Source organism: Streptomyces sp. NPDC048504 (assembly GCF_043200035.1).
Taxonomy (GTDB): Bacteria; Actinomycetota; Actinomycetes; order Streptomycetales; family Streptomycetaceae; genus Streptomyces.
In genome coordinates this window covers 721,411-739,243 of the sequence record NZ_JBICXA010000001.1, presented here as the reverse complement: position 1 = coordinate 739,243, position 17,833 = coordinate 721,411, and the positions used below count along the sequence as shown (strand labels likewise).

At 69.8% G+C, this 17,833-nt stretch carries 21 protein-coding genes and 4 pseudogenes; 22 read left to right on the top strand and 3 right to left on the bottom strand.

All coding sequences use genetic code 11. The features are described 5' to 3' along the window. The 17 genes and pseudogenes from ACGFY9_RS03475 (at window position 1) to ACGFY9_RS03395 (ending at window position 13,285) form a co-directional block, all read left to right on the top strand. Window positions 1-675, top strand: a complete 675-nt coding sequence (locus ACGFY9_RS03475) for a hypothetical protein (protein ID WP_393751477.1) — start codon at window positions 1-3, stop codon at window positions 673-675. A 108-nt stretch (window positions 676-783) separates the two neighbouring features. Then, window positions 784-2,572 (top strand): annotated as a pseudogene (locus ACGFY9_RS03470) (type IV secretory system conjugative DNA transfer family protein). Further along, window positions 2,569-3,492, top strand: coding sequence for a hypothetical protein (locus tag ACGFY9_RS03465; RefSeq protein ID WP_393751475.1), 924 nt, complete (start codon window positions 2,569-2,571; stop codon window positions 3,490-3,492). Before ACGFY9_RS03470 ends, ACGFY9_RS03465 begins: the two are co-directional and overlap by 4 nt. Before the next feature lie 30 nt (window positions 3,493-3,522). Next, window positions 3,523-3,768: a hypothetical protein gene (locus tag ACGFY9_RS03460; RefSeq protein ID WP_393751473.1), complete on the top strand. Its 246-nt coding sequence runs from the start codon at window positions 3,523-3,525 to the stop codon at window positions 3,766-3,768. Continuing rightward, window positions 3,765-4,925 carry a DnaB-like helicase N-terminal domain-containing protein gene (locus ACGFY9_RS03455; protein ID WP_393751471.1) on the top strand — a complete coding sequence of 387 codons (1,161 nt, stop codon included), beginning with the start codon at window positions 3,765-3,767 and terminating at the stop codon, window positions 4,923-4,925. The genes ACGFY9_RS03460 and ACGFY9_RS03455 overlap by 4 nt, the downstream gene beginning before the upstream one ends. 49 nt (window positions 4,926-4,974) lie before the next feature. Further along, window positions 4,975-5,556 (top strand): hypothetical protein, encoded by a 582-nt coding sequence (locus ACGFY9_RS03450; RefSeq protein ID WP_393751469.1) that lies wholly within the window; start codon window positions 4,975-4,977, stop codon window positions 5,554-5,556. Continuing rightward, window positions 5,438-5,740: pseudogene (locus ACGFY9_RS03445) on the top strand (hypothetical protein); the annotation flags it as partial. The gene ACGFY9_RS03450 and the pseudogene ACGFY9_RS03445, both read left to right, overlap by 119 nt. Window positions 5,741-5,855: 115 nt before the next feature. Continuing rightward, window positions 5,856-6,755: a DNA cytosine methyltransferase gene (locus tag ACGFY9_RS03440; RefSeq protein WP_393751778.1), complete on the top strand. Its 900-nt coding sequence runs from the start codon at window positions 5,856-5,858 to the stop codon at window positions 6,753-6,755. A 93-nt stretch (window positions 6,756-6,848) separates the two neighbouring features. Next, complete coding sequence (locus ACGFY9_RS03435; RefSeq protein ID WP_393751467.1) at window positions 6,849-7,451, top strand: DUF4913 domain-containing protein; 603 nt, start codon at window positions 6,849-6,851, stop codon at window positions 7,449-7,451. Next, the gene (locus ACGFY9_RS03430) at window positions 7,448-8,233 is read left to right on the top strand and encodes a glycosyl hydrolase (protein ID WP_393751465.1); all 786 of its coding nucleotides are present in this window, start codon (window positions 7,448-7,450) and stop codon (window positions 8,231-8,233) included. Before ACGFY9_RS03435 ends, ACGFY9_RS03430 begins: the two co-directional genes overlap by 4 nt. Beyond that, on the top strand, window positions 8,230-8,706 hold the full coding sequence (locus tag ACGFY9_RS03425; RefSeq protein WP_393751464.1) for a hypothetical protein: 477 nt from the start codon (window positions 8,230-8,232) through the stop codon (window positions 8,704-8,706). The genes ACGFY9_RS03430 and ACGFY9_RS03425 overlap by 4 nt, the downstream gene beginning before the upstream one ends. Next, window positions 8,703-9,371, top strand: a complete 669-nt coding sequence (locus ACGFY9_RS03420) for a hypothetical protein (RefSeq protein ID WP_393751462.1) — start codon at window positions 8,703-8,705, stop codon at window positions 9,369-9,371. Before ACGFY9_RS03425 ends, ACGFY9_RS03420 begins: the two co-directional genes overlap by 4 nt. Then, window positions 9,368-10,195, top strand: coding sequence for a large ATP-binding protein (locus ACGFY9_RS03415; protein ID WP_393751460.1), 828 nt, complete (start codon window positions 9,368-9,370; stop codon window positions 10,193-10,195). The genes ACGFY9_RS03420 and ACGFY9_RS03415 overlap by 4 nt, the downstream gene beginning before the upstream one ends. 23 nt (window positions 10,196-10,218) lie before the next feature. After that, the gene (locus ACGFY9_RS03410; RefSeq protein ID WP_393751458.1) at window positions 10,219-10,761 is read left to right on the top strand and encodes a hypothetical protein; all 543 of its coding nucleotides are present in this window, start codon (window positions 10,219-10,221) and stop codon (window positions 10,759-10,761) included. Between the two features lie 56 nt (window positions 10,762-10,817). Further along, complete coding sequence (locus ACGFY9_RS03405) at window positions 10,818-11,663, top strand: winged helix-turn-helix transcriptional regulator (protein ID WP_393751456.1); 846 nt, start codon at window positions 10,818-10,820, stop codon at window positions 11,661-11,663. Between the two features lie 177 nt (window positions 11,664-11,840). Then, window positions 11,841-12,727, top strand: a pseudogene (locus ACGFY9_RS03400) (DUF317 domain-containing protein). Window positions 12,728-12,796: 69 nt separating this feature from the next. Beyond that, on the top strand, window positions 12,797-13,285 hold the full coding sequence (locus tag ACGFY9_RS03395; protein WP_393751454.1) for a hypothetical protein: 489 nt from the start codon (window positions 12,797-12,799) through the stop codon (window positions 13,283-13,285). 4 nt (window positions 13,286-13,289) lie between these two features. On the opposite strand, the gene ACGFY9_RS03390 is transcribed toward ACGFY9_RS03395, so the two are convergent. Then, window positions 13,290-13,556 carry a hypothetical protein gene (locus ACGFY9_RS03390; protein WP_393751452.1) on the bottom strand — a complete coding sequence of 89 codons (267 nt, stop codon included), beginning with the start codon at window positions 13,554-13,556 and terminating at the stop codon, window positions 13,290-13,292. 219 nt (window positions 13,557-13,775) lie between these two features. On the opposite strand from ACGFY9_RS03390, the gene ACGFY9_RS03385 reads away from it, so the two are divergent. The 5 genes and pseudogenes from ACGFY9_RS03385 (at window position 13,776) to ACGFY9_RS03365 (ending at window position 15,105) form a co-directional block, all read left to right on the top strand. Further along, complete coding sequence (locus tag ACGFY9_RS03385) at window positions 13,776-14,015, top strand: hypothetical protein (protein WP_393751450.1); 240 nt, start codon at window positions 13,776-13,778, stop codon at window positions 14,013-14,015. Window positions 14,016-14,039: 24 nt separating this feature from the next. After that, window positions 14,040-14,123 (top strand): annotated as a pseudogene (locus tag ACGFY9_RS03380) (DUF317 domain-containing protein); the annotation flags it as partial. Between the two features lie 34 nt (window positions 14,124-14,157). Next, window positions 14,158-14,418 (top strand): hypothetical protein, encoded by a 261-nt coding sequence (locus tag ACGFY9_RS03375; protein ID WP_393751448.1) that lies wholly within the window; start codon window positions 14,158-14,160, stop codon window positions 14,416-14,418. A gap of 53 nt (window positions 14,419-14,471) precedes the next feature. Beyond that, window positions 14,472-14,684 (top strand): hypothetical protein, encoded by a 213-nt coding sequence (locus tag ACGFY9_RS03370; RefSeq protein WP_393751447.1) that lies wholly within the window; start codon window positions 14,472-14,474, stop codon window positions 14,682-14,684. Window positions 14,685-14,775: 91 nt separating this feature from the next. Further along, window positions 14,776-15,105: an esterase gene (locus ACGFY9_RS03365; RefSeq protein WP_393751445.1), complete on the top strand. Its 330-nt coding sequence runs from the start codon at window positions 14,776-14,778 to the stop codon at window positions 15,103-15,105. Window positions 15,106-15,311: 206 nt separating this feature from the next. On the opposite strand, the gene ACGFY9_RS03360 is transcribed toward ACGFY9_RS03365, so the two are convergent. Both ACGFY9_RS03360 and ACGFY9_RS03355 read right to left on the bottom strand, forming a co-directional pair. Next, a complete protein-coding gene (locus ACGFY9_RS03360) occupies window positions 15,312-16,484 on the bottom strand; it encodes a PIN domain-containing protein (protein WP_393751444.1) in 1,173 nt (390 codons plus the stop codon). 232 nt (window positions 16,485-16,716) lie between these two features. Then, the gene (locus ACGFY9_RS03355; protein ID WP_393751442.1) at window positions 16,717-17,406 is read right to left on the bottom strand and encodes an HNH endonuclease family protein; all 690 of its coding nucleotides are present in this window, start codon (window positions 17,404-17,406) and stop codon (window positions 16,717-16,719) included. Window positions 17,407-17,833: the final 427 nt, after the last annotated feature.

Genomic DNA, 17,833 nt, shown 5'->3' with positions numbered 1-17,833 from the left:
GTGCCCGATTTCTACCCGAGCATCGGCGAGGCCGTCGGCGCCGCGATGCAGCACAACATCCGGCTCGCCCAGGGCCGCGAAACGCCGGGCCCCGACAAGCCTCTGCAGGTCCGCCACCTGCCCCATCCGTCCTCCGACCCGTACTCCGTTCCGGGGATGATCGCCCGGCTTGCCGAGACCGCGACGCCCAGCGAGGTCGCCGCGATCATCGAAGAGGTCAACGGCGCGCTGGTCGGCGCTCTCCCTCAGCTGACTGAACTTGTCGCCGCTGCCGCCGACTGGACCCGCGTCCGTCTGACGTTCGACACCCCGGACCACAACCCCGTCTTCGAGACCTGGACACGGCTGGCCGCCGCCCACGGCATGCTCCTGGACGTCCAGGAGCAGTTGGCGCTCGCCGAGGACGGGATCGCCGCGTGCCCTGCCGAACTCACCGACCCCAGGCACCACGAGATGGTCAACGTCCTGCGGACCAGGGAACTGCTCAGCGATGTCCTCGGCGCTGGTCCGGTCGCTCCGGCCCCGCCGACCGCCGATGGCACTGCGGAAACGAATCGGCAGCGCGCTGCCCGTACCTCCTCACCGAAGGCAGCCGCCCAGGGCACGACGTCCCCGGTCGGCCCCTCAGACGCTGCGCCGAGCACTCCGCCGCCCCGAGCCCCTCGTACCCGATAGCCCCGACCGCCGACTCCTTTCTTGAGCAGGAGCTTCCTCGATGACCAGCAGAAGAGCGCCGCGCGCCCCGCCACCGTTTCTCGCCTGCGCTCAATTCCAGGACTCACCATGCCCGCACCGCGTACCAGCGCGCCCTCGACCACCACCGGGTCGGACGCGCTCCTCTACCTCCTCTTCGGCCTACTCGGCATCGCGCTCGCCTTCGGTTCGCTGGCCTGGCTGAGCGGAAATCTCACCAACTCCCTTTGGGGAGTGGGACCTTGGTCTCCGTTCAGGGCCACTGATGCGCTGCTTCATCCCGACGTGCTGTGGCCGACCCTGAGCCCCGCAGCCCTGCTCGTCGGCGCGCGAATCATCCCCGGACTGCTGTCCGTGTCCCTGACCGTCGTCGGCCTGATGCTGTGGTTCCGGCTGCGCGGTACCGCGAAGAGCGGTCTCGCCCGCAAGGCAGACCTTGCTCCGCTGCTTGACAAGGAGATCACCGCCAAGGCCCGGAGCCTTCGGCCGTCCCTGAACGGCCGGGAGTGTAAAAGAGGTCGCTCCTGCTGACCGCGGCATCCTGCTCGGCGCGCTCTCCTCCGATCGGGTCGAAGTCCGCGCGTCCTGGGAGGACGTGATCGTCGCGATCATGGCCCCGCGGAGCGGCAAGACTTCTGGACTGGCGATCCCCGCGATCCTCGCGGCTCCGGGCCCGGTGCTGCTGACCTCCAACAAGGCGGCGAACGACGCCTTCACCGCGACGGTGGACGCCCGCGCCGAGGTCGGCACGGTCTGGACGCTGGACCCCCAGCAGATCGCCCACCACCCGCGCGAGATGTGGTGGGACATCCTGGCCGACGCCCGCGATCTGGCCGGGGCGAAGCGCCTTGCCGGACACTTCGTGGCTGCGAGCGTGGACGAGTCCAACGGCTCCGACTTCTGGTCGACGGCCGCGAGCAACACGCTCGGCGCGCTGTTCCTGGCTGCCGCCAGCCACCGGCGTCCGATCACCGACGTCCTGGCCTGGCTCGCCTCCCCCGCCGACCGAACCCCGGTCGACCTGCTCACCGACGCCGGCCACGACGCGGTCGCCGCCCAGCTCCAGGGCACCGTCAGCGGAGCCACGGAGACGCGGGACGGCATCTACGAGACCGCGCGCCAGTACGCGAGTTGCCTGCTCGACCCGGACGTCGCGGCCTGGGTCACGCCCAGCAAGGACCTCCCCGAGTTCCAGCCGTTCACGTTCGCCACCTCCCGCGACACCCTGTACCTGCTCAGCAAGGACGGCGGCGGCAGCGCGAGCGCGATCATCGCGGCAGCGGCCGACGCCGTGATGCGCGCGGCCGTGGTCGTCGCCGAGCGCTCCGGCGGACGGCTCGACCCGCCCGCCCTGTGCGTCCTCGACGAGGCCGCGAACGTCTGCAAGATCTCCGATCTCCCCGACCTGTACTCCCACTTGGGCAGCCGGGGCGTCATCCCGATGACAATCCTGCAGTCCTACCGGCAGGGCCAGCGATGCTGGGGCGAGGCCGGCATGGACGCCCTCTGGTCCGCCGCCACCATCAAGATCATCGGAAGCGGTATCGACGACGCCGACTTCGCCGACCGACTCAGCCGACAGGTCGGAGACCATGACGTCCAGACCACCTCGGTGTCCACCAGCGAGAGCGGCAAGTCCACCTCGGTCAGCATGCGCACCGAGCGGATCCTGCCCCCGGACGCGATCCGCGCCCTCCCCAAGGGCAAGGCATTGCTGCTCGCCACCGGCATCCGGGTCGCCATGCTCGATCTGCGGCCCTGGTACAAGGAGCCCGCGGCCAAGGTCGTCGGTCCGGCCTCGGCTCGCGCGACGAAGGCCATCACGGAGCGGGCGCTCGCCAAGTCCGTAAACCGCGACGATTTCGGGCTGTCGGCATGAGCGCCCCGACGCTCAAGGTGCTCTCGCTCGGCGCCGGGGTCCAGTCGACCTGTCTGCTGCTCATGGCCGCCGAGGGCCACCTGCCCGGCCTGGACGTGGCGATCTTCGCGAACACCGGCTGGGAGCCGCGCGCGGTCTACGAGCATCTGGACCGGATCGAGCGGGAGATCGCCGCGCCCGCCGGGATTCCGGTCCTGCGGGTGTCGTCGGGCAACATCCGCTCCGATGCGCTCGATCCGTCCAAGCGGTTCGCGTCGATGCCGTTGCACATCCTCAACTCCACTGGCAGTGAAGGGATGTCACGACGCCAGTGCACGGGTCAGTACAAGATCCGGCCCATCAAGGAGAAGGTCCGCGAGCTGCTCGGCTACCCCTATCCCCAGCGGATTCCCGCCGGGGTCCACGTCGAGCAGTGGATCGGTATCTCGGTGGACGAGTTCACCCGGGCCAAGGACGCGGACGTCGCCTACATGAAGAACCGGTTCCCGCTGATCGAGGCCGGGTTCTCCCGCTCGGACTGCCTGCGGCTGCTGCGCTCGCGGGGGTTCGGCCAGACGCCGAAGAGCGCGTGCTTGGGGTGCCCGTACCACGGCAACGCCCAGTGGCGGGCGCTGCGCGACGGCTCGCCCGAGGAGTGGCGCGACGTCGTGGAGTTCGATGCCGCGATCAGGTCGGGCAACGCGCGGGCGACCGCTGAGGGCACACCGCTGCTCGGGCAGGCGTATCTGCACCGCAGTCGCCGTCCCCTGGATCAGGCGCCGATCGACCGGGTCACCGCCCACGAGTGGTCCGGACGCCAGGGCGACATCTTCGACGCACTCGCGGACGCCGAGCTGGAGAACGGCGAGCCGGACGGCTGCTCGCCCTGGTCCTGCCGCTCCGGCACCCCCGTGCAGGCCGACGTCGATCTCACGGCCTGACCCTCTCGATTCCTGTTCAGGAGTTCCCTCGTGTCCTCACTCCCCCCGTTCTCCCCTCCGCCGCGCTCCGAATGCCTTGCCCAGTCACCGGCTGTCCGGCGTTACGGTCGGTGGTGGCTGGCTACCGGTTCCGGCTCAGTGCTGGCCGCCGATCCGGTATTGGCCGACGAGTTGGACCGCTTCGCCGTGGCGATGGCCGCCGCCGACCAGGCCATCGCCGATCTCCGCTGTCAGCGGGACGACCCTCCAACTCCCCGCTTCGGGCAGGAGCGGTGAACCCGCTACTGAAGGCCGAGCAGGCGGTCCTCGGCTCGGTACTGATCGAGCCCGGCCAGCTCGACCGTCTCGACTGGCTCGCCCCGGATCATTTCCAACGGCCTGTTCACCGGGCCCTGTTCGCCGCTCTGCGTACCCTCCGAAAGGTCGGCCACCCGGCGGTGGCGGGCGAGAGGTCCGCACCGTCGCTGTCGTGGGTGACCGACGCGGTCGACGAGGCCGGCCGCCACGTCCGCGGACTGACCGCCGCCTACCCCCACACTCTGATCTCCGCCTGCCCGCGCTCCGAACACGCCCCCGTCTACGGCCGGATGGTCCTGGAGGGCGCGATCCACCGCAGCGTCACCGAACACGCCATCCGCCTGCACCAAGCAGCTCGCGCCGACGCCCTGCTGGGAGAGGTCGAGGGCGCCCTGCACCACGCGGACGTCCTGACCGAGGTACTCGGCGATCTTGCACGGCGCTGGGGCACCGAGCCACGGCCCGTCGCACCCGTCCCTGTGCCGGTCACTGCACCGCTCGCCCCATCCTCGGTTCGCGCCAGCCGGGCCGCCGAGGACGAGCAGTTCCTTCTGGCCGTCCTGGCCGAGCGTCCCGGTGCGGTGGACGAGGTGGTGGGCTGGCTGCGGCCGGACGACTTCGCCGACCCGGCCCACCAGCAGCTCTACCGCTGCCTCGGCGCGCTGCACCACCGGGGCGAGCCCATCGACCGGATCACCCTGCTCTGGGAGGCCCAGCGACGTGGGCTCCTGGCCGACGGCACGCTGACCGACGATCACCTCACCGCCATCTGCGACGGCGTGGGTGCCGGCAGCGCCGAGTGGCTCGGCGAACGGGTCATACGCTCCTCGATCACCCGCACCGCAGGCGCCTCCGCGCGCGCCGTGCGGTCTTTGGCGGAGAACGAGGCACTGGCACCCGGGCAGCTCATCAATCACGCCCTGCACGCACTGGGCCCGCTCGACGACGTGCGTATCCGCTGGCAGACCGCGAACGGCCGCTCCGCGACGACACGGGCGGCACCAGCGCCTTCACCGGCACAGGTGCACGCGGCCCTCATCCGCAGCACGTCCCTCCCCGGACCACCGGCTTCGTCACGTGGCGGTTCGGTACCCACCCCGGCCTCCGCGCGACCTCCTTCTCGTGGCCACGGCTGAACTCAGCCCGCTTCCCGTTCCGCGCTCGCCCTCTCCATTGGAATTCACTGTGACCAGCACCCCTGTCTCCGAAACCCTGGCCCTGCGCGCCATGGCCTCGGCCTTTGACGCCCAGCGCGGCAAGCTCCCCGTACCCGGAGACCCCTGGCGCTCGCCTGACCCAGTCGCCGTCGCCCAGCAGATCTCCGAACTCGGCGCCCTGATAACGGACTTGGGTGACGAAGTCCTCTTCCGCACCACCGACCAAGGCCAGGAACCGCACACGGTGCGGGCCATCGTCGGCTTCGCCGCCGCCCTGGAACCTGCGGGCCGGGCGGCATCCGCTCTCGGATCGGTTGCCCACCAACTCTCCTTCCTGGACCAGACCGAGCACCTCCGCGACCAGCCTGATGCCCGGGACGCGCGAGAAGCGGCCACACGTGTACTCAGCGACGCGGTCGACGCAGCCGACACCGCCCTGCGGGAAGCCGCCGACTCCCTTCACTCCGCATCGGCGACGATTTCGGCTCCGAATGTGCGGCTCCAGGCCGCCCGAAGCCGGTCCACGACCAAAGCTCCAACTCCCGTTTCGCCTCCCACTCCTCCCCCGTCAGCCGCAGCTCCTGCGGACCGGACCGCTCGGGGTCGATGACATGCAACCCACCATCGCGCGCCCGCCGTTGATCGGCTCGCTCTGTTCCGGGTACGGCGGGCTGGACCTGGGCGTCCAGTCCGCGCTCGGCGGCACTCTGGCCTGGCACTCGGAAGTCGATCCGAACGCCTCGCGCATCCTGGCCCGCCACTGGCCCGACGTCCCGAACCTGGGCGACATCACGACCGTCGACTGGTCCACCGTCCCCCGGGTGTGCGTCCTGACGGCGGGCTTCCCCTGTCAAAGACGTCTCGGTCGCCGGCCGTCGGGCCGGACTCAACGCCCACACCCGCTCGGGGCTGTGGCTGCATGTCGCCCGTGCGGTCGAAGCCCTCCGACCTTGCCTGGTGGTAATCGAGAATGTGCGCGGACTCCTCACGTCGCCCGCCGGTTCCCCTGGCGACGTGGAATTCTGCCCGTGGTGTCTGGGAGACGACCCAACCCAGCCTCCTCTGCGGGCACTTGGTGCCGTACTCGGCTCCCTGGCCGACCTCCGGTACGACGCGAACTGGCTCGTGCTTCGCGCCTCCGACATCGGAGCCCCGCACCGGCGCGAGCGCACCTTCCTCGCCGCCTGGCCCGCCGAACACCCTGTTCAAGACGCCGACGAGCAACATCGGGAAGAACGGCGGCTCGCAACACCCGTCCAAGAGGAAGAGCGGGGGCCACGGCCCGAACCTGGCCGACGAGGTGGAGTGGCTCCTGCCTACTCCGAAGGCGTCGGACGGAATCAAGGGCTCGCCCAACCAGCGCCACGGCAATGGGGACATGACCCTGCCGAGCGCGGCAGCGTCGCTGCGGCCCACCCAGAGGGCCAGCGACACGGGCACGCCGGGACGCCGAGCGGGCAAGGGACGGCGCCCACCTCTGTCGGCAAAGGCCCTGCCTCTCTGGACGGAATCGGCTCCGGAATCCAGGGAGCCGACCGGCGATGGGGGGCATACGCCGCCGCCATCGCCCGATGGGAGACGCTCACCCGTCCCGCGCCGTCGCCCACCGACGCCGCCGGACGCCTGCGCGCCGACTTCGTGGAGTGGATGCAAGGCCTGGAGCCCGGCTGGGTCACCGCCACCCCGGGGCTCGGACGACCGGCTCAACTCACCGCACTGGGCAACGGTGTCGTGCCTCAACAGGCGTCCCGAGCAGTGCAGTTGCTGGCTCCGCCCTTCCCGCGCTGCCCTCGCTGCGCGACGGCGTAGCGCCCCACTACCGGGTTTTCCCGGCCGGGCCAAATCGCGGTTCCTCCGGATCCTCTTCGGCATGTCGCCGTCTCACAGATGGAGCACGCCCCCATGTCCGACACCAGCACGACCACCCCCGCCCCGGAGCCGTTCCGCGTCCCCGACGGGGATCTCGACGACCTCGCCAGCACCCTCGCCAGGACGATGGCCGAGGTCAGGCAGCACGGCGTCATCCTCGACCGCCTGGGCTCCGAGCCCGCTCCCGCCTCCGCCGAGCTTCCGTCGCCTGGCGGCGTTCCGGTCGCCCCGGCCGACTCCGCGCAGGAGGACGGCCCCGCTTCGGTGTTCGTCCTCGCCCTGGGCGGTGAGGCGTACGCGATCGAGATCGCCGCGCTCAGCGACTGGGTGAACTACCTGTTCCTCCCGGTGTACGGCCGGGAGATCAGCACCAGCCGCCCGTGGTGCGAGCAGTGGCACGAACACCCCGAGGCAGTCGCCCGTCTCCACGCTCTCTGGCTCGCGTGGCAGCAGCTCACCGACGCCGAGGCCGGCCTGTCCGGTCCTTCGACCTGGCACCGCGACCACCTGGACCAGGCGCTGGTTCACCTCCGCGCTCCCGATGGCCCCTTCGCCGCGTGTACGACGAGCGCGACCCGGCCCAACCATCGCCTGCTGGCCACCCCCGCGCCCGAGCACCTGGGGTTGGCAGCGTGAACGACGACTTCGACTTCGATTTCGACCTCGACGAACTCACACCTGCCGATGCCGCCTCCGAGGATGCGGTGGACATGTTCTGGTCCGGCGACCTGACGGCCCTGTCCCATCATCACTCCGCCCCCAACGGCTCGCACAGCTTCGTGGTAGCCCACGACCGGTCGGCCACGTGGGGGATACCGGGCGCGCCGGAAGTGGTTGCGATCGCGGTGGCACGGGATCTCAGCCAGTTCACGTTCACGTTGGAAACGAGTTACCACGCCTCGGTGCCCTTCGCCCAGAACTGGCTGGCCGAACGCGGCTGCCCGCCCGAGCGGATCGCCTTGCTCGGCAATAATCACGCGAAGCCTGCCGACGACCTCACGCTCCAGGTCGAACAGCAGATCCGGACGTCGGGCACTCGCTACGAGGTCCTCGACACCCACACCTCGGACTCCGACCCGTGCGAAACGTGGACCCTGGCCCGCGACTCCAGTGCCGGTCAGGCACCGGTTCGTGTCTTCCATGAAGAGTTGGACCACGACGCCGGCACGTACACGATGCGCGAGGGCGCCTTCGCCGATGAGGGTGCCGCCCGCTCCTGGCTGGACGACCGCAGCGGTCCGCTCCCGGAGCCGCCGGAGTACAGCGATCACGACGGTGCCGTCGTCCGGGCCCGTGTCGCCCGTACCGCCCTCGCCCGGTCGGCAGGTTCCTCCGCGATGCCGAGGGCGGGGCTCGACACTTTCCGCACGCCACCGACGGGGCCAGCACAGCGTCCGGTCCAGGGGAGGCTGCTGTGAGCCGCGCCCGCTTCGCCTTCGCCGCACACCCGGACGCCATCGCGGATCTGCGACAACTGCCGGACGATATACGTGATTTGGCCCTGCTGGAGCTTCAGCACCTGGTCCACGGCAGCGATGACTGCCTGCCGTTGAAGGGGCGCCTCGCGGGCTTCCACAAGGTGTACGTCGACCCGTCCGTCTCCTACCGGATGGTCATCCAGTTCCGCCCGGCTCCGCCGACCTCGCACCACAAGCGTGAGGTCTATCTCGTCGCCGCCGGTAGCCGGAACGACTACGCGGTCTACCGCGCGGCGCACCTGCGCACCGGCCCCCACCAGGCCCCCGAGACGGCGTCTGCCTCCGAGGCGCGTGTGCAGGCCGCCCGGTCCCGCTCGCCCCGCACGGTCGACCAGCCGGCTGCGGTACGGGCAGCTCCTCCCGCAGCATTCCAACCCGCTGCTGCCGCTCCTCGAAAGGCTCCCCAGCGATGACCGCGGACCGCACGCCCCTGGCCCGTACCGAACTGGCTGACCTCCTCACCGAGGTTGCGCACTGCGTCTCCGGCATCCTCACTGCCGAGTACCCGACGGCCGCCAGTCGTTCCTACCTGCACCCCGTGCTCGGTGCACTGTCCGCCGGGCCCCAGGTCGTCTGCGAGCTGAGCGACCGCTTCGAAGGCTTCGTGGCCGACGATCCTCTCCCCACCACGCCAGCGGGTCTGTTCACCCTGGCCTCCTACGCCTCGGCCTTGGGATGGCTCACCGAGTCCCTCGCCGAGCTGACCGCCTCGGTCGACCGTATCTGTACGCGCGTCGGCATCCCCGCGGAGCCGCCGGATCCTGCCTTCGTCTCACGGGCCAGCGTTGATCAGAACGGCGAGTTCGACTTCGGCTTCAGCGCACTGGAGTTGGCGGCGATCCGCACTGCGGCGGAGGCCGCCGGCCTCGCGCCGGTCGACTACGTCCAGGTGCTCTCCGAGTCCCTGCTCGCCGCCTCCCGGATCACCGACGCCTGCATGGAGATCTCCAGCGGCCTCCTCGAAGACGCGGCGTACATCCTCAGCGAGGCAACGGACCACGTCTGGACCGGCGACGGCCCCGACAGCCTGCCCACCCTGGTCCGTTCGCTCCTCGCCCGGATGGAGGCCGCCGAGTGAACCCCCATGACGCGACCGAGCGGCCGGGCGCCCACCTCGTTGCCGAAATGCTCGGCGTCGAGAACCCCTGGACCCTGAACATCGCCTACCGGCCGGGTGATCCGCTGTACCGCGCCTCAACGCTCGTCATCGGGGCCGCCCACGAACTCGACGAACTGCACGGCCGGGTGACTCGCGCAACTCAGGCCGCTCTTGAAGTGCTCGCACCAGTCGGACGAGGCGAATTCAACGGTTCACCCAGCTCGTACGCACCACTGCGGTCCGCGGCCCAGCAAATCGGCCGACTCGTCTCGGACCAGAACACGGCCTACCAGCGGCTCGTCCAGTCGATCTCCGCGTACCGCGGTCTCCTCCCCGAGCCGGACGCTTCTCCGCGCGCGGACGCGGAGGCCCACGATCTGCACAAGGGGCGAGTCTCCGGCCGCGACGACGACTCGGCCGTGTCCGCTGCTCTCCAACTCAGGGCCCTGGAAGCCGTCGAGGCCGGCGGACTGCGATTCCACCAGAGCGGGGTCTACGGCCACATCTACCTCTCCGATGGACAGGGCCAGCGCCCTCACCCGGGGGTCTGGCCCGAAACCATCCAGCGGCTGGTCACCGACGGGCTACTGGTCCGGGACACCAGCGAGGGGTTGTACCGGCCTGGACAGCTCCTCTCGCTCACACCACAGGGCGAGGCGGCCCTCCGAGATGCCCGTACAGCCACGCCGCGTGTAGCCGTCGCCCTCAGCCGCAGCGGCGCTGCAGCGATCTCCGGCCCCGAGGTCGGCCCGTCCCCCGCACCAGGGACAAACCCGACCGCCAAGTCGCTCCGTTCCCACTGATACCCGCCGAAAGGACACCCTCCATGTCCACCGCGATCTACACCCGCCGCCTGGTCGAGCACCGGTACGGCCGCCCCCTGGAGAAGCTGCAGCGCGGCAACGCCTCCGACCGTTCCGACGACCCTGTCCTGCCCATCCTGCTGCGACGGCTCGACGGACTCACTCAGACCGCCGCCTATGCCCAGTCAGCCCGCCGCAACCTCGAATCGGCCTGGAGGGGCCACCGCTCCGGCGAGCCCGCCCTCGACGATCTCGTTCTGCTGTACGCGACCGAAGTCGTCGACCTCGAACGCCAGGAACAGAGCGAGGCGGAAGCGGTCTGGGACCTGCTGGATGTCCGCCTCCTCCTGGACCGGGGTTCCGCTCGGCGGCCGTCCGCCCATCGAGTCGCCCCGGCTCCTGACGATCAGGACCTGCTGGACATCGCCCGCGAGGTCGCTGCCGGCCTGCACCGCCTCAACCGCGATGCCCTGCGCCGGGGCCTGCGCGAACGCGGCGTCCCCGTCAGCAACCGCCGCCTCGGCGTCGTGCTCCAGAGCCTCCGCGCCGAGAGCACCTTCCGCTGACCGCTCGATCGCGCCACAGATCCACAAACCCCCTTTGCCTTAATGGAGTTCGCCCCATGTCCGCCACCTCTCCGTCCTTCACTGCCTCGATCGGCTCGGTCGATGCCCAGCATGTCGAGGACGCGCTTTCCCTGATAGCACCGAAGTGGACCACCTGGTCGGCGCAGACCCTGGCGCAGCAGGACAGCCCCATGCGTGTACGCGACGTCGCCGCCAGGCTTCCCTTCGTCAGCGAGCAACTCGTCGGCAAGCGGCTGGCCCAGATGCACGTTGATGGACTGGTCACCCGAGTCAGCGACCGTCACGGGGCTCCGTATCAGCTCAGCGCCTTCGGTGAATCGCTGTCCCGGGTGCACCACACCCTTTCCGACTGGTCCCACGCCAACCTCTCGCTCGGCGGCCGGGTAGCCGGTGCCGAACGCGTTGAGGACGCTGTGCGGCGTCTGCACCTGCGGGATTCGACCGCCGTGATCCAGGTCCTCGACGCGGGCGGCCCCATGCGGTTCGTCCACATCGCCGAGGAAGCCGACCGGGACAACGGCTGGATCAGGCAGCGGCTCAACCGGCTTCAGGCCGACGGACTGGTCGCCCGTACCGGGCCCCGCCACGGCGACCCGTACGTCCTGACCGACGCCGGGCGGGCGCTGGGCCCCGTCTACGCAGCCGTCGAGCACTGGAGCGCCCCCTTCGCCACGCGGCATCGCCCGGCACCGCCGCCCCCTGTTGCGGCGGCCACCCGGACCCACGCCAGCGTCCCGCTGGGGTCGGACACCATTCGAGCTGCGGCGGCCCTGCGCCGGAGCGCCGCCGCGCCGAGCGCCCTGTTCAGCCACGCTCCGCAGCCGCAACCGCGGGTGTCTACAGCCGTCACCACCCAGTCGACGCCTTCTCGGGGCCGGTGATCCGCGTGGCGCTGAGAATCGACGACGCCTCCCCGTTGCCACGGCGCCCGCGTGCAGTCCGGCAGGCCAATCCCCTGCGTATGCGGGCGCGTTGCCCTCCCACGCCCCGGAGTCCCGACGACGAGCGCCCAACTGCCCTACGAACAGCACCACTTCGAAGACGTACTGGTCAGCCCCATGTACCTGACCGGTTCCAACGGGACCGGAGCAGCTGGCTTCGCCCCCGTCGCTCACTGGCCCCACCACTACCTCGACGAGGGCCCCTGCCAGCTTCTTGTCACCTCGCCCGATCAGCGGATCCGTATCGGCTGGTTCGGTGACGACTTCGAGCTGTGAAAGATACCGCAGCACAGGAGGCCGTATCCGCCCCCCTATGGTCCGCGGCCTTCAACCATGTCACCCCGGCCGAGATCGTCGCCGGCCTCACCACCGCTCTCGCCCACGACTACGCCGAGGCGGATGCCTACGAGGGCAACGGACGCTTCCTGGCCGGGCCGTCGTATCGCTGGGCCGACGCCGTTCGGCCGCTGACCGATGCTGGCTGGACCCGCGACGGCGGCGCCGAGCTGGGCACCGTCGAGATCATCGCCCCGGACGGTCAGGCAGGCGTCCTCATCGACAACCGCCGCTCCCGTCCGGACGCCGAAGCCATAACGCTCTGGGCGGGGCCACCAGGGTGGCTCACTCGCGCGGAGGCCGTCTTCTCCGTACATACCCCCTCCCATTTGATCGCCGCAACGGCAGCGACCATGGCCGACCCAGCCCCGGCGGTACGCGAGCGGCACATGATCCATCGCGAGGTTGAGCACTTGGTCTCGCTCACCCCCGTCAGCCCGCCCGTCCCCCAGGTTCCTCGGGCTCCCACCCCTCTTGACGTACGCCGCACCGCGGTCACGCAGGCAGTCCACCACGCCGCACGTTTTCCTCGGACAGCCGCCGACCTGCGGATCATGGCTGCGCGCAGTCGTACGGGGGGCTCGGCGCAGAACCGGTCGAGCAGTCCCGCACCCGCTCTCGGATTCAAGCCGCCGACCACCCCGACGCCCTCACGCCATCGCCGCTGACCATCGGCTTCGGTCCCTCTGCGACAACCCCTCCGCCCGAAACACCATTGCGAATGCCGGGAGTTCACCATGCCTGACGCCACCGCGCTCGATCAGGCCACGGCCATGATCGAGAAAGCCTGGGGCCGCCCGATCGAAGCTCTGGAGTCCATCGCGGTCCGCAACCCCAGCGAAGACCCTCTCTTGCGCTCGGTCATGCACATCCGCTCGGCCCTGATCGTCACCGACAACGCCGTGGCCGTGCACCAGGACCGCCTGCACGCCCTCACCCGGTCTGGCCACGTGCCGGCCTTCTACGAGTTGGACCGGATCACCAACTCGGCGGCAGACCTTCACGTCGCTCAAGCGGAGAGCCGGACTTCTCTGCAGGCCATCAGGTACGTGATCGAAGCACGTGAAGCCACCGCGACCCCCGACCAAGCCCCAGCAGTCCGACTGACCCAGGCCGCCGTCGCCCGCTCCGCGCGGGTTCCACGTGCTCTGGGCCAGTCACCCGATCAACCCGCTCCGTCGACAAGTGTCGGCCCGTCGGTGGCCGGACCAGGGCCGCACCGCTGACCGGTCAGGCGCCGTCCGCGTCACGGTGGGCATTCCGGAGACGGGAGCCCACCGCACGCGCCAACTCCTCCAACGTCAACTCGACGTGCCGCCCGTCAGCGATCCGGTCCTCCACCACCGCACCCTCGACCCGCCGTCTGTCGGGCTGCGCTCCGACAGCCCACTGGCCGTCGGCGACCATCACGATGTCGCCCACCGTCCACGGCCGCCCGGCGGCACGGATCTTGCGCTCCAGCCCTGCGCCATCCCAGTGTCTGCTCGACTCCGTCATCCGCGTTCCCCCTCCGGTCCCATGCGGCTCGTCACCGCGACCCCGGTACGACAACCGCGTCCACCGATCCATTCCCGGAGCCACGTTCTCGCTGCCGACGCCCGCCAGTTCGCCCACGGCAGACACTGCTCCCCGGGAAACGACTACGTACTTCGGCACACCGCATGCCAACGTACGGGTGCTGGAAAAACCGCAGGTCACCGAAGGGATCACGCAGCCGTGAACGCCTCCACAACCCTCCTGCCCGCCGCCGTCCACCCGCCCGTGGAGGACCGCGACTGGCTCGCCTCCGACCACTGCGCGGACCCGGTCCTCGACCTCCTCAACGCCCTCGACTTGGCGATCGTCGACACCCCGGAGGCCAACGCCCAGGCGACGAGCCCGAACGGCCACGTCTACATCAGCTGGCTCCCCGAGGACCCCGCCGCATGGCAGCGCGGCACCGTCTGGCAGGTCTGAGTACAGGCCACCGAAGGCGACCCGTGGGTACAGGAGTTCGGCATCTACACCCCCTCCGAAGCCGTTGCCGGGTTCCTCGCCGCGCTCATCGCCGCGCCCACCCGCTGATCGCGCTACCTGATTCCCGACTCGGAGGAGCACCGTGGCACACCGCGCCCCGCTCACCAACCACCACGCCGACGGCACTCTCTGCCCGGCGGACCACAAACACACCAGCTCCGGCAAGCCGCTCCACCCCGACTGTCCTGGCCGCGCGTACACGCAGGCCATCTGTTCCTGCGGCGGCTGGGACATGAAGGAGTCCGGCAAGGGCTACGTCAACGAGAGCCGGAAGCGGCACCTCGCCAGCCACGCCCAGGGGCCGAAGGTCCTTCGCGACCTGCTGCGTCTCGACGTGTCCTGACGCTCACGCATCAACCCAGCAACGTCATTTCCGCACCGCTCTCGAAGGATCTCGTGCCCCACTATCTGACCGTCGGCCACCTGCTCCGCCAGCTCCAGGATCTTGACCCCAGCCTGCCGATCCGTCTTGCCATCAACCCGGACTTCCCCTTCACCCACTACCTCGGGGCGGAGGTCATCGTCCGGGACGGCAAGGCGTTCATCGCCGACGACGGCCAGGAGGACTACCTCCCGACCGCGGTCAGCAACGCCCTCGCCTGGGCCTGACCCGCTCCACCGAGAAGACCTGGAGGCTCCTATCTCGTCACGACCCCGCCCTTCGCACGTCCTTCCACTGCACGGCCTGGCCGTACGTCCCATGCCGACCGCCATGCGCGGCGCGCTGGTCCAGAGCGTCTCCGCGCAGCCCGACGGGCCACTCGACGTCATCTGGCTCACCCTCGATACGCCAAGGCTCCCCCTCGGCCGCATCCGCCTTCGCTGGGAGCCCGCCGCCCTCGCAGGCTGGGACGTCACCGCCCACCTGGGCCTGGCCACCAGCGAGGTGCATCTCGCCTCGTGGCCCGCTGCCCCGGACGACTGGCCGCGCCTGGTCCGCCCGACCCTTCACGAGGTGCATGGCCTATGCGCCGCCCTCGCGGTCGCGACCGCAGCCCTCGACCTCTCGAACCGCATCGCCCAGGTCTGACCGAACCGCAGAAGGCCGCCCCGCGCCGATCAGGCAGGGGCGGCCTTGCCGTACGCCCAGACGATGGTTGCGTACGCTCATCACCGACGAACGGTGAGGACATGATGGCCGACGACCAGCAGCTCTGGGGTGATCAGCGGCTTCCTCGCCGCGTGGACCAAGCCGTGCCCCAAGTCGACACCGGCCGTACGTGGCTGGGGCTCCGTTCACATGATGTCGGGGTCGACGTTGGGGTGCTGCTTCTTCCGTGCCTTCCGGATCAGGCTTCCTTCGTAGGCACGGGGGAGGCCCCATCGGTGGGAGTCGAAGAGCTGGTACAGAGTGTTCGCCTCGGCCGAGGTCATCTGGGTCGTCGGTAGGCCGAGCGCTTCGAACTCCTCCACGGTGAGCGGCTGGGGCGTCTCGGCCCGAAGGACGGTAAGGCGCGGCTCGGTCGTGCTCAGCGTGAACAGCACGGAAGTTGTCCAGCTGCAGCCTCCCGATACGGGACTTCCGCCACCGAACACGACACCGCCGAGGTGCCACTGGACCACGGCCGTGCACCACTCGTGGTTTCCGATGCGGTAGGTCTGGATGTTCTCGGCCGAGCGGAAAGCCGCGCTCGTGGTCATCCAGCCCTCTGCGGGGATGACGTTGAACTCGCCAACGAACTGGGTCGGGACCGTAACCTGGAAAGTCCCGTCCATGGGCAGTGGGAGGCTTTCGTAGGTCGCAGAGACGACCGAACTCGCGGCTTCGCCGGAGGCCAGGATGCTTTCGGCCGCGGCCCTGTCTGTCGCTACCCGCTCAGTGAAGTGCGTGGCTACCTCGTCCATGTTGGTGAGGTGCACGAATCGGTCGTCCAGGCCGGCGAGGTCCTCGTCCATGGGGAACGGGTAGGACTCGCCCGAACCGAAGTCGTTGGTGTTACCGCTGACGAAGTAGACCGTCTCCTCCGGTCTTTCACGTGCGTACTCCACAGCGGACAGCCAGATCGCCGCGTCCCGGGCGCCGATCTTGAGGTCCTTCACCGTCCTGCACGGGGGAAGGTTGTTCGCCTCACGGAAGAGTCCCTCCCGCAAGGCATCGGCGCTGGTCGGGATCTGGTCCACGACATTGAGCCACTCGGCACGCCAGTGAGAGCGGACGCGGTCCAGATCGCACGACCCGATCGGCACCTCGTACCGCCAAGGAGTTGCCGCGCGGGGAGCCTCCACGGCCTGAACGGTCTTCTCGTACTTCTCGCGGTACTTGACAGCCTGCTGGGCCACGAGTTCCTCCAGCACCATCCACGGCACCGCGACCTCCTGAATGTGGAGCGCACGGATCGCACGCAGAAGGTCGGCGCTGCTGCTCCCCGGGCTGAAGGAGCGAAGGATGCTGGTGTCCAGAATGATCACGCGCGGTTCCCCGTCTCTCAATGGTTCCTGACTGAGGATCGCAGCAGTTCGTGCGTGTGCGCACCAGGTTTGGGGGTGGCGAGTGCCAGGCCCCCGGCTTAGGCGCCGGGCAGGCAACTGGCAGGCGGCAGAGGTGAATTCGGCCGGATTCGGTGTGCCGGAGGCGGCGGATATGGGACCGTGGCAGCCTTCCGGCCCGCCGCTTTCCCCCGAGCGGCGGGCCGGACCCGTTTCAGCGGGCGAAGACGACGGAGACGGGCTGATCGGGGCAGCTGCTCAACGCCTCGGACAGCGCGGCGTGTTCGGCGGGGTCGACGGTCAGACCCCACCGGGTTTTGTCGGCGACCCAGTCGGTCACGTACTGGCAGCGGTAGCCGAGGGCGGGCGGCTGCCAAGTGCTCGGGTCTTGATCGGATTTACTGCGGTTCGACGCGGCGGAGACCGCGATCAGGGCGCGCGGGTCGTCCAGATCGTTGGCGTACGCCTGGCGCTCCTGGGCCGTCCAGCCGGAGGCGCCGGAGTCCCAGGCCTCGGCGAGCGGGACCAGGTGGTCGATGTCGAGGGCGCGCGCGTCATCGAAGTACTTGTCGTCGTACGGCGAGTACCACCGGCCGCCGGTCAGCGCACAGTTCGGCCCCTGCTGCGGGGCGATGAGCGCCTCGGACTTGAGGGTCTCCTGACGGGTGTTGCAGCCGTCGCGGTCGGCGTCGATCCAGTGGCGGAACTTGCTGCGCTCGTAGCCGGCCCTGCTCTCGTCCTGGACGGGCAGCGCCGCCAGGGCGTCGCGGACGGGCAGCGTCACGGTGTCGCCGGGAGCGATCGTGCGCTCCGGTGTGACGGCGTGGGCGGTGGCGGGGGAGAGCAGGACAGTGAGCGCGGACAGCGTGGCGGCAGCCGTACGGGCAGCGAGGGTGAAGCGCACGACAGGGATACCTCTCGAAGATCACAAACGGTCACGATCTTCGTAGCGGGACGGCATCCGTACCGTGAGGCGATCCGCCGGCGTCTCACCCGCGCGGGCGGTAAGTCACCCCGATCGTATGGGCAGGACTCGTATCGCCGTCGTTCACACGCCGCCGATTCCGCTGAATGACCGCCAGGTTCGCCCCTAGTCTCAAGGCATGACCGACTCACCTATGCCCTCTCCACCGTTTCCTTCGCCTGACCATGCAGTGCTCCGGGTGGTCGTCGGCAATGCCCTCGCATCAGTCCGCAACGGCGAAGCCTCCGTGGAGGACGCGATCCTGCACGCCGCCGTCCACGGCTGGTATGAGGGTCACATCCAGGGCGAGGATGAGTGCCCCGGCTGCGACTTCCGAGGAAGCCTGCCCAAGAACGGGAACCGTAGC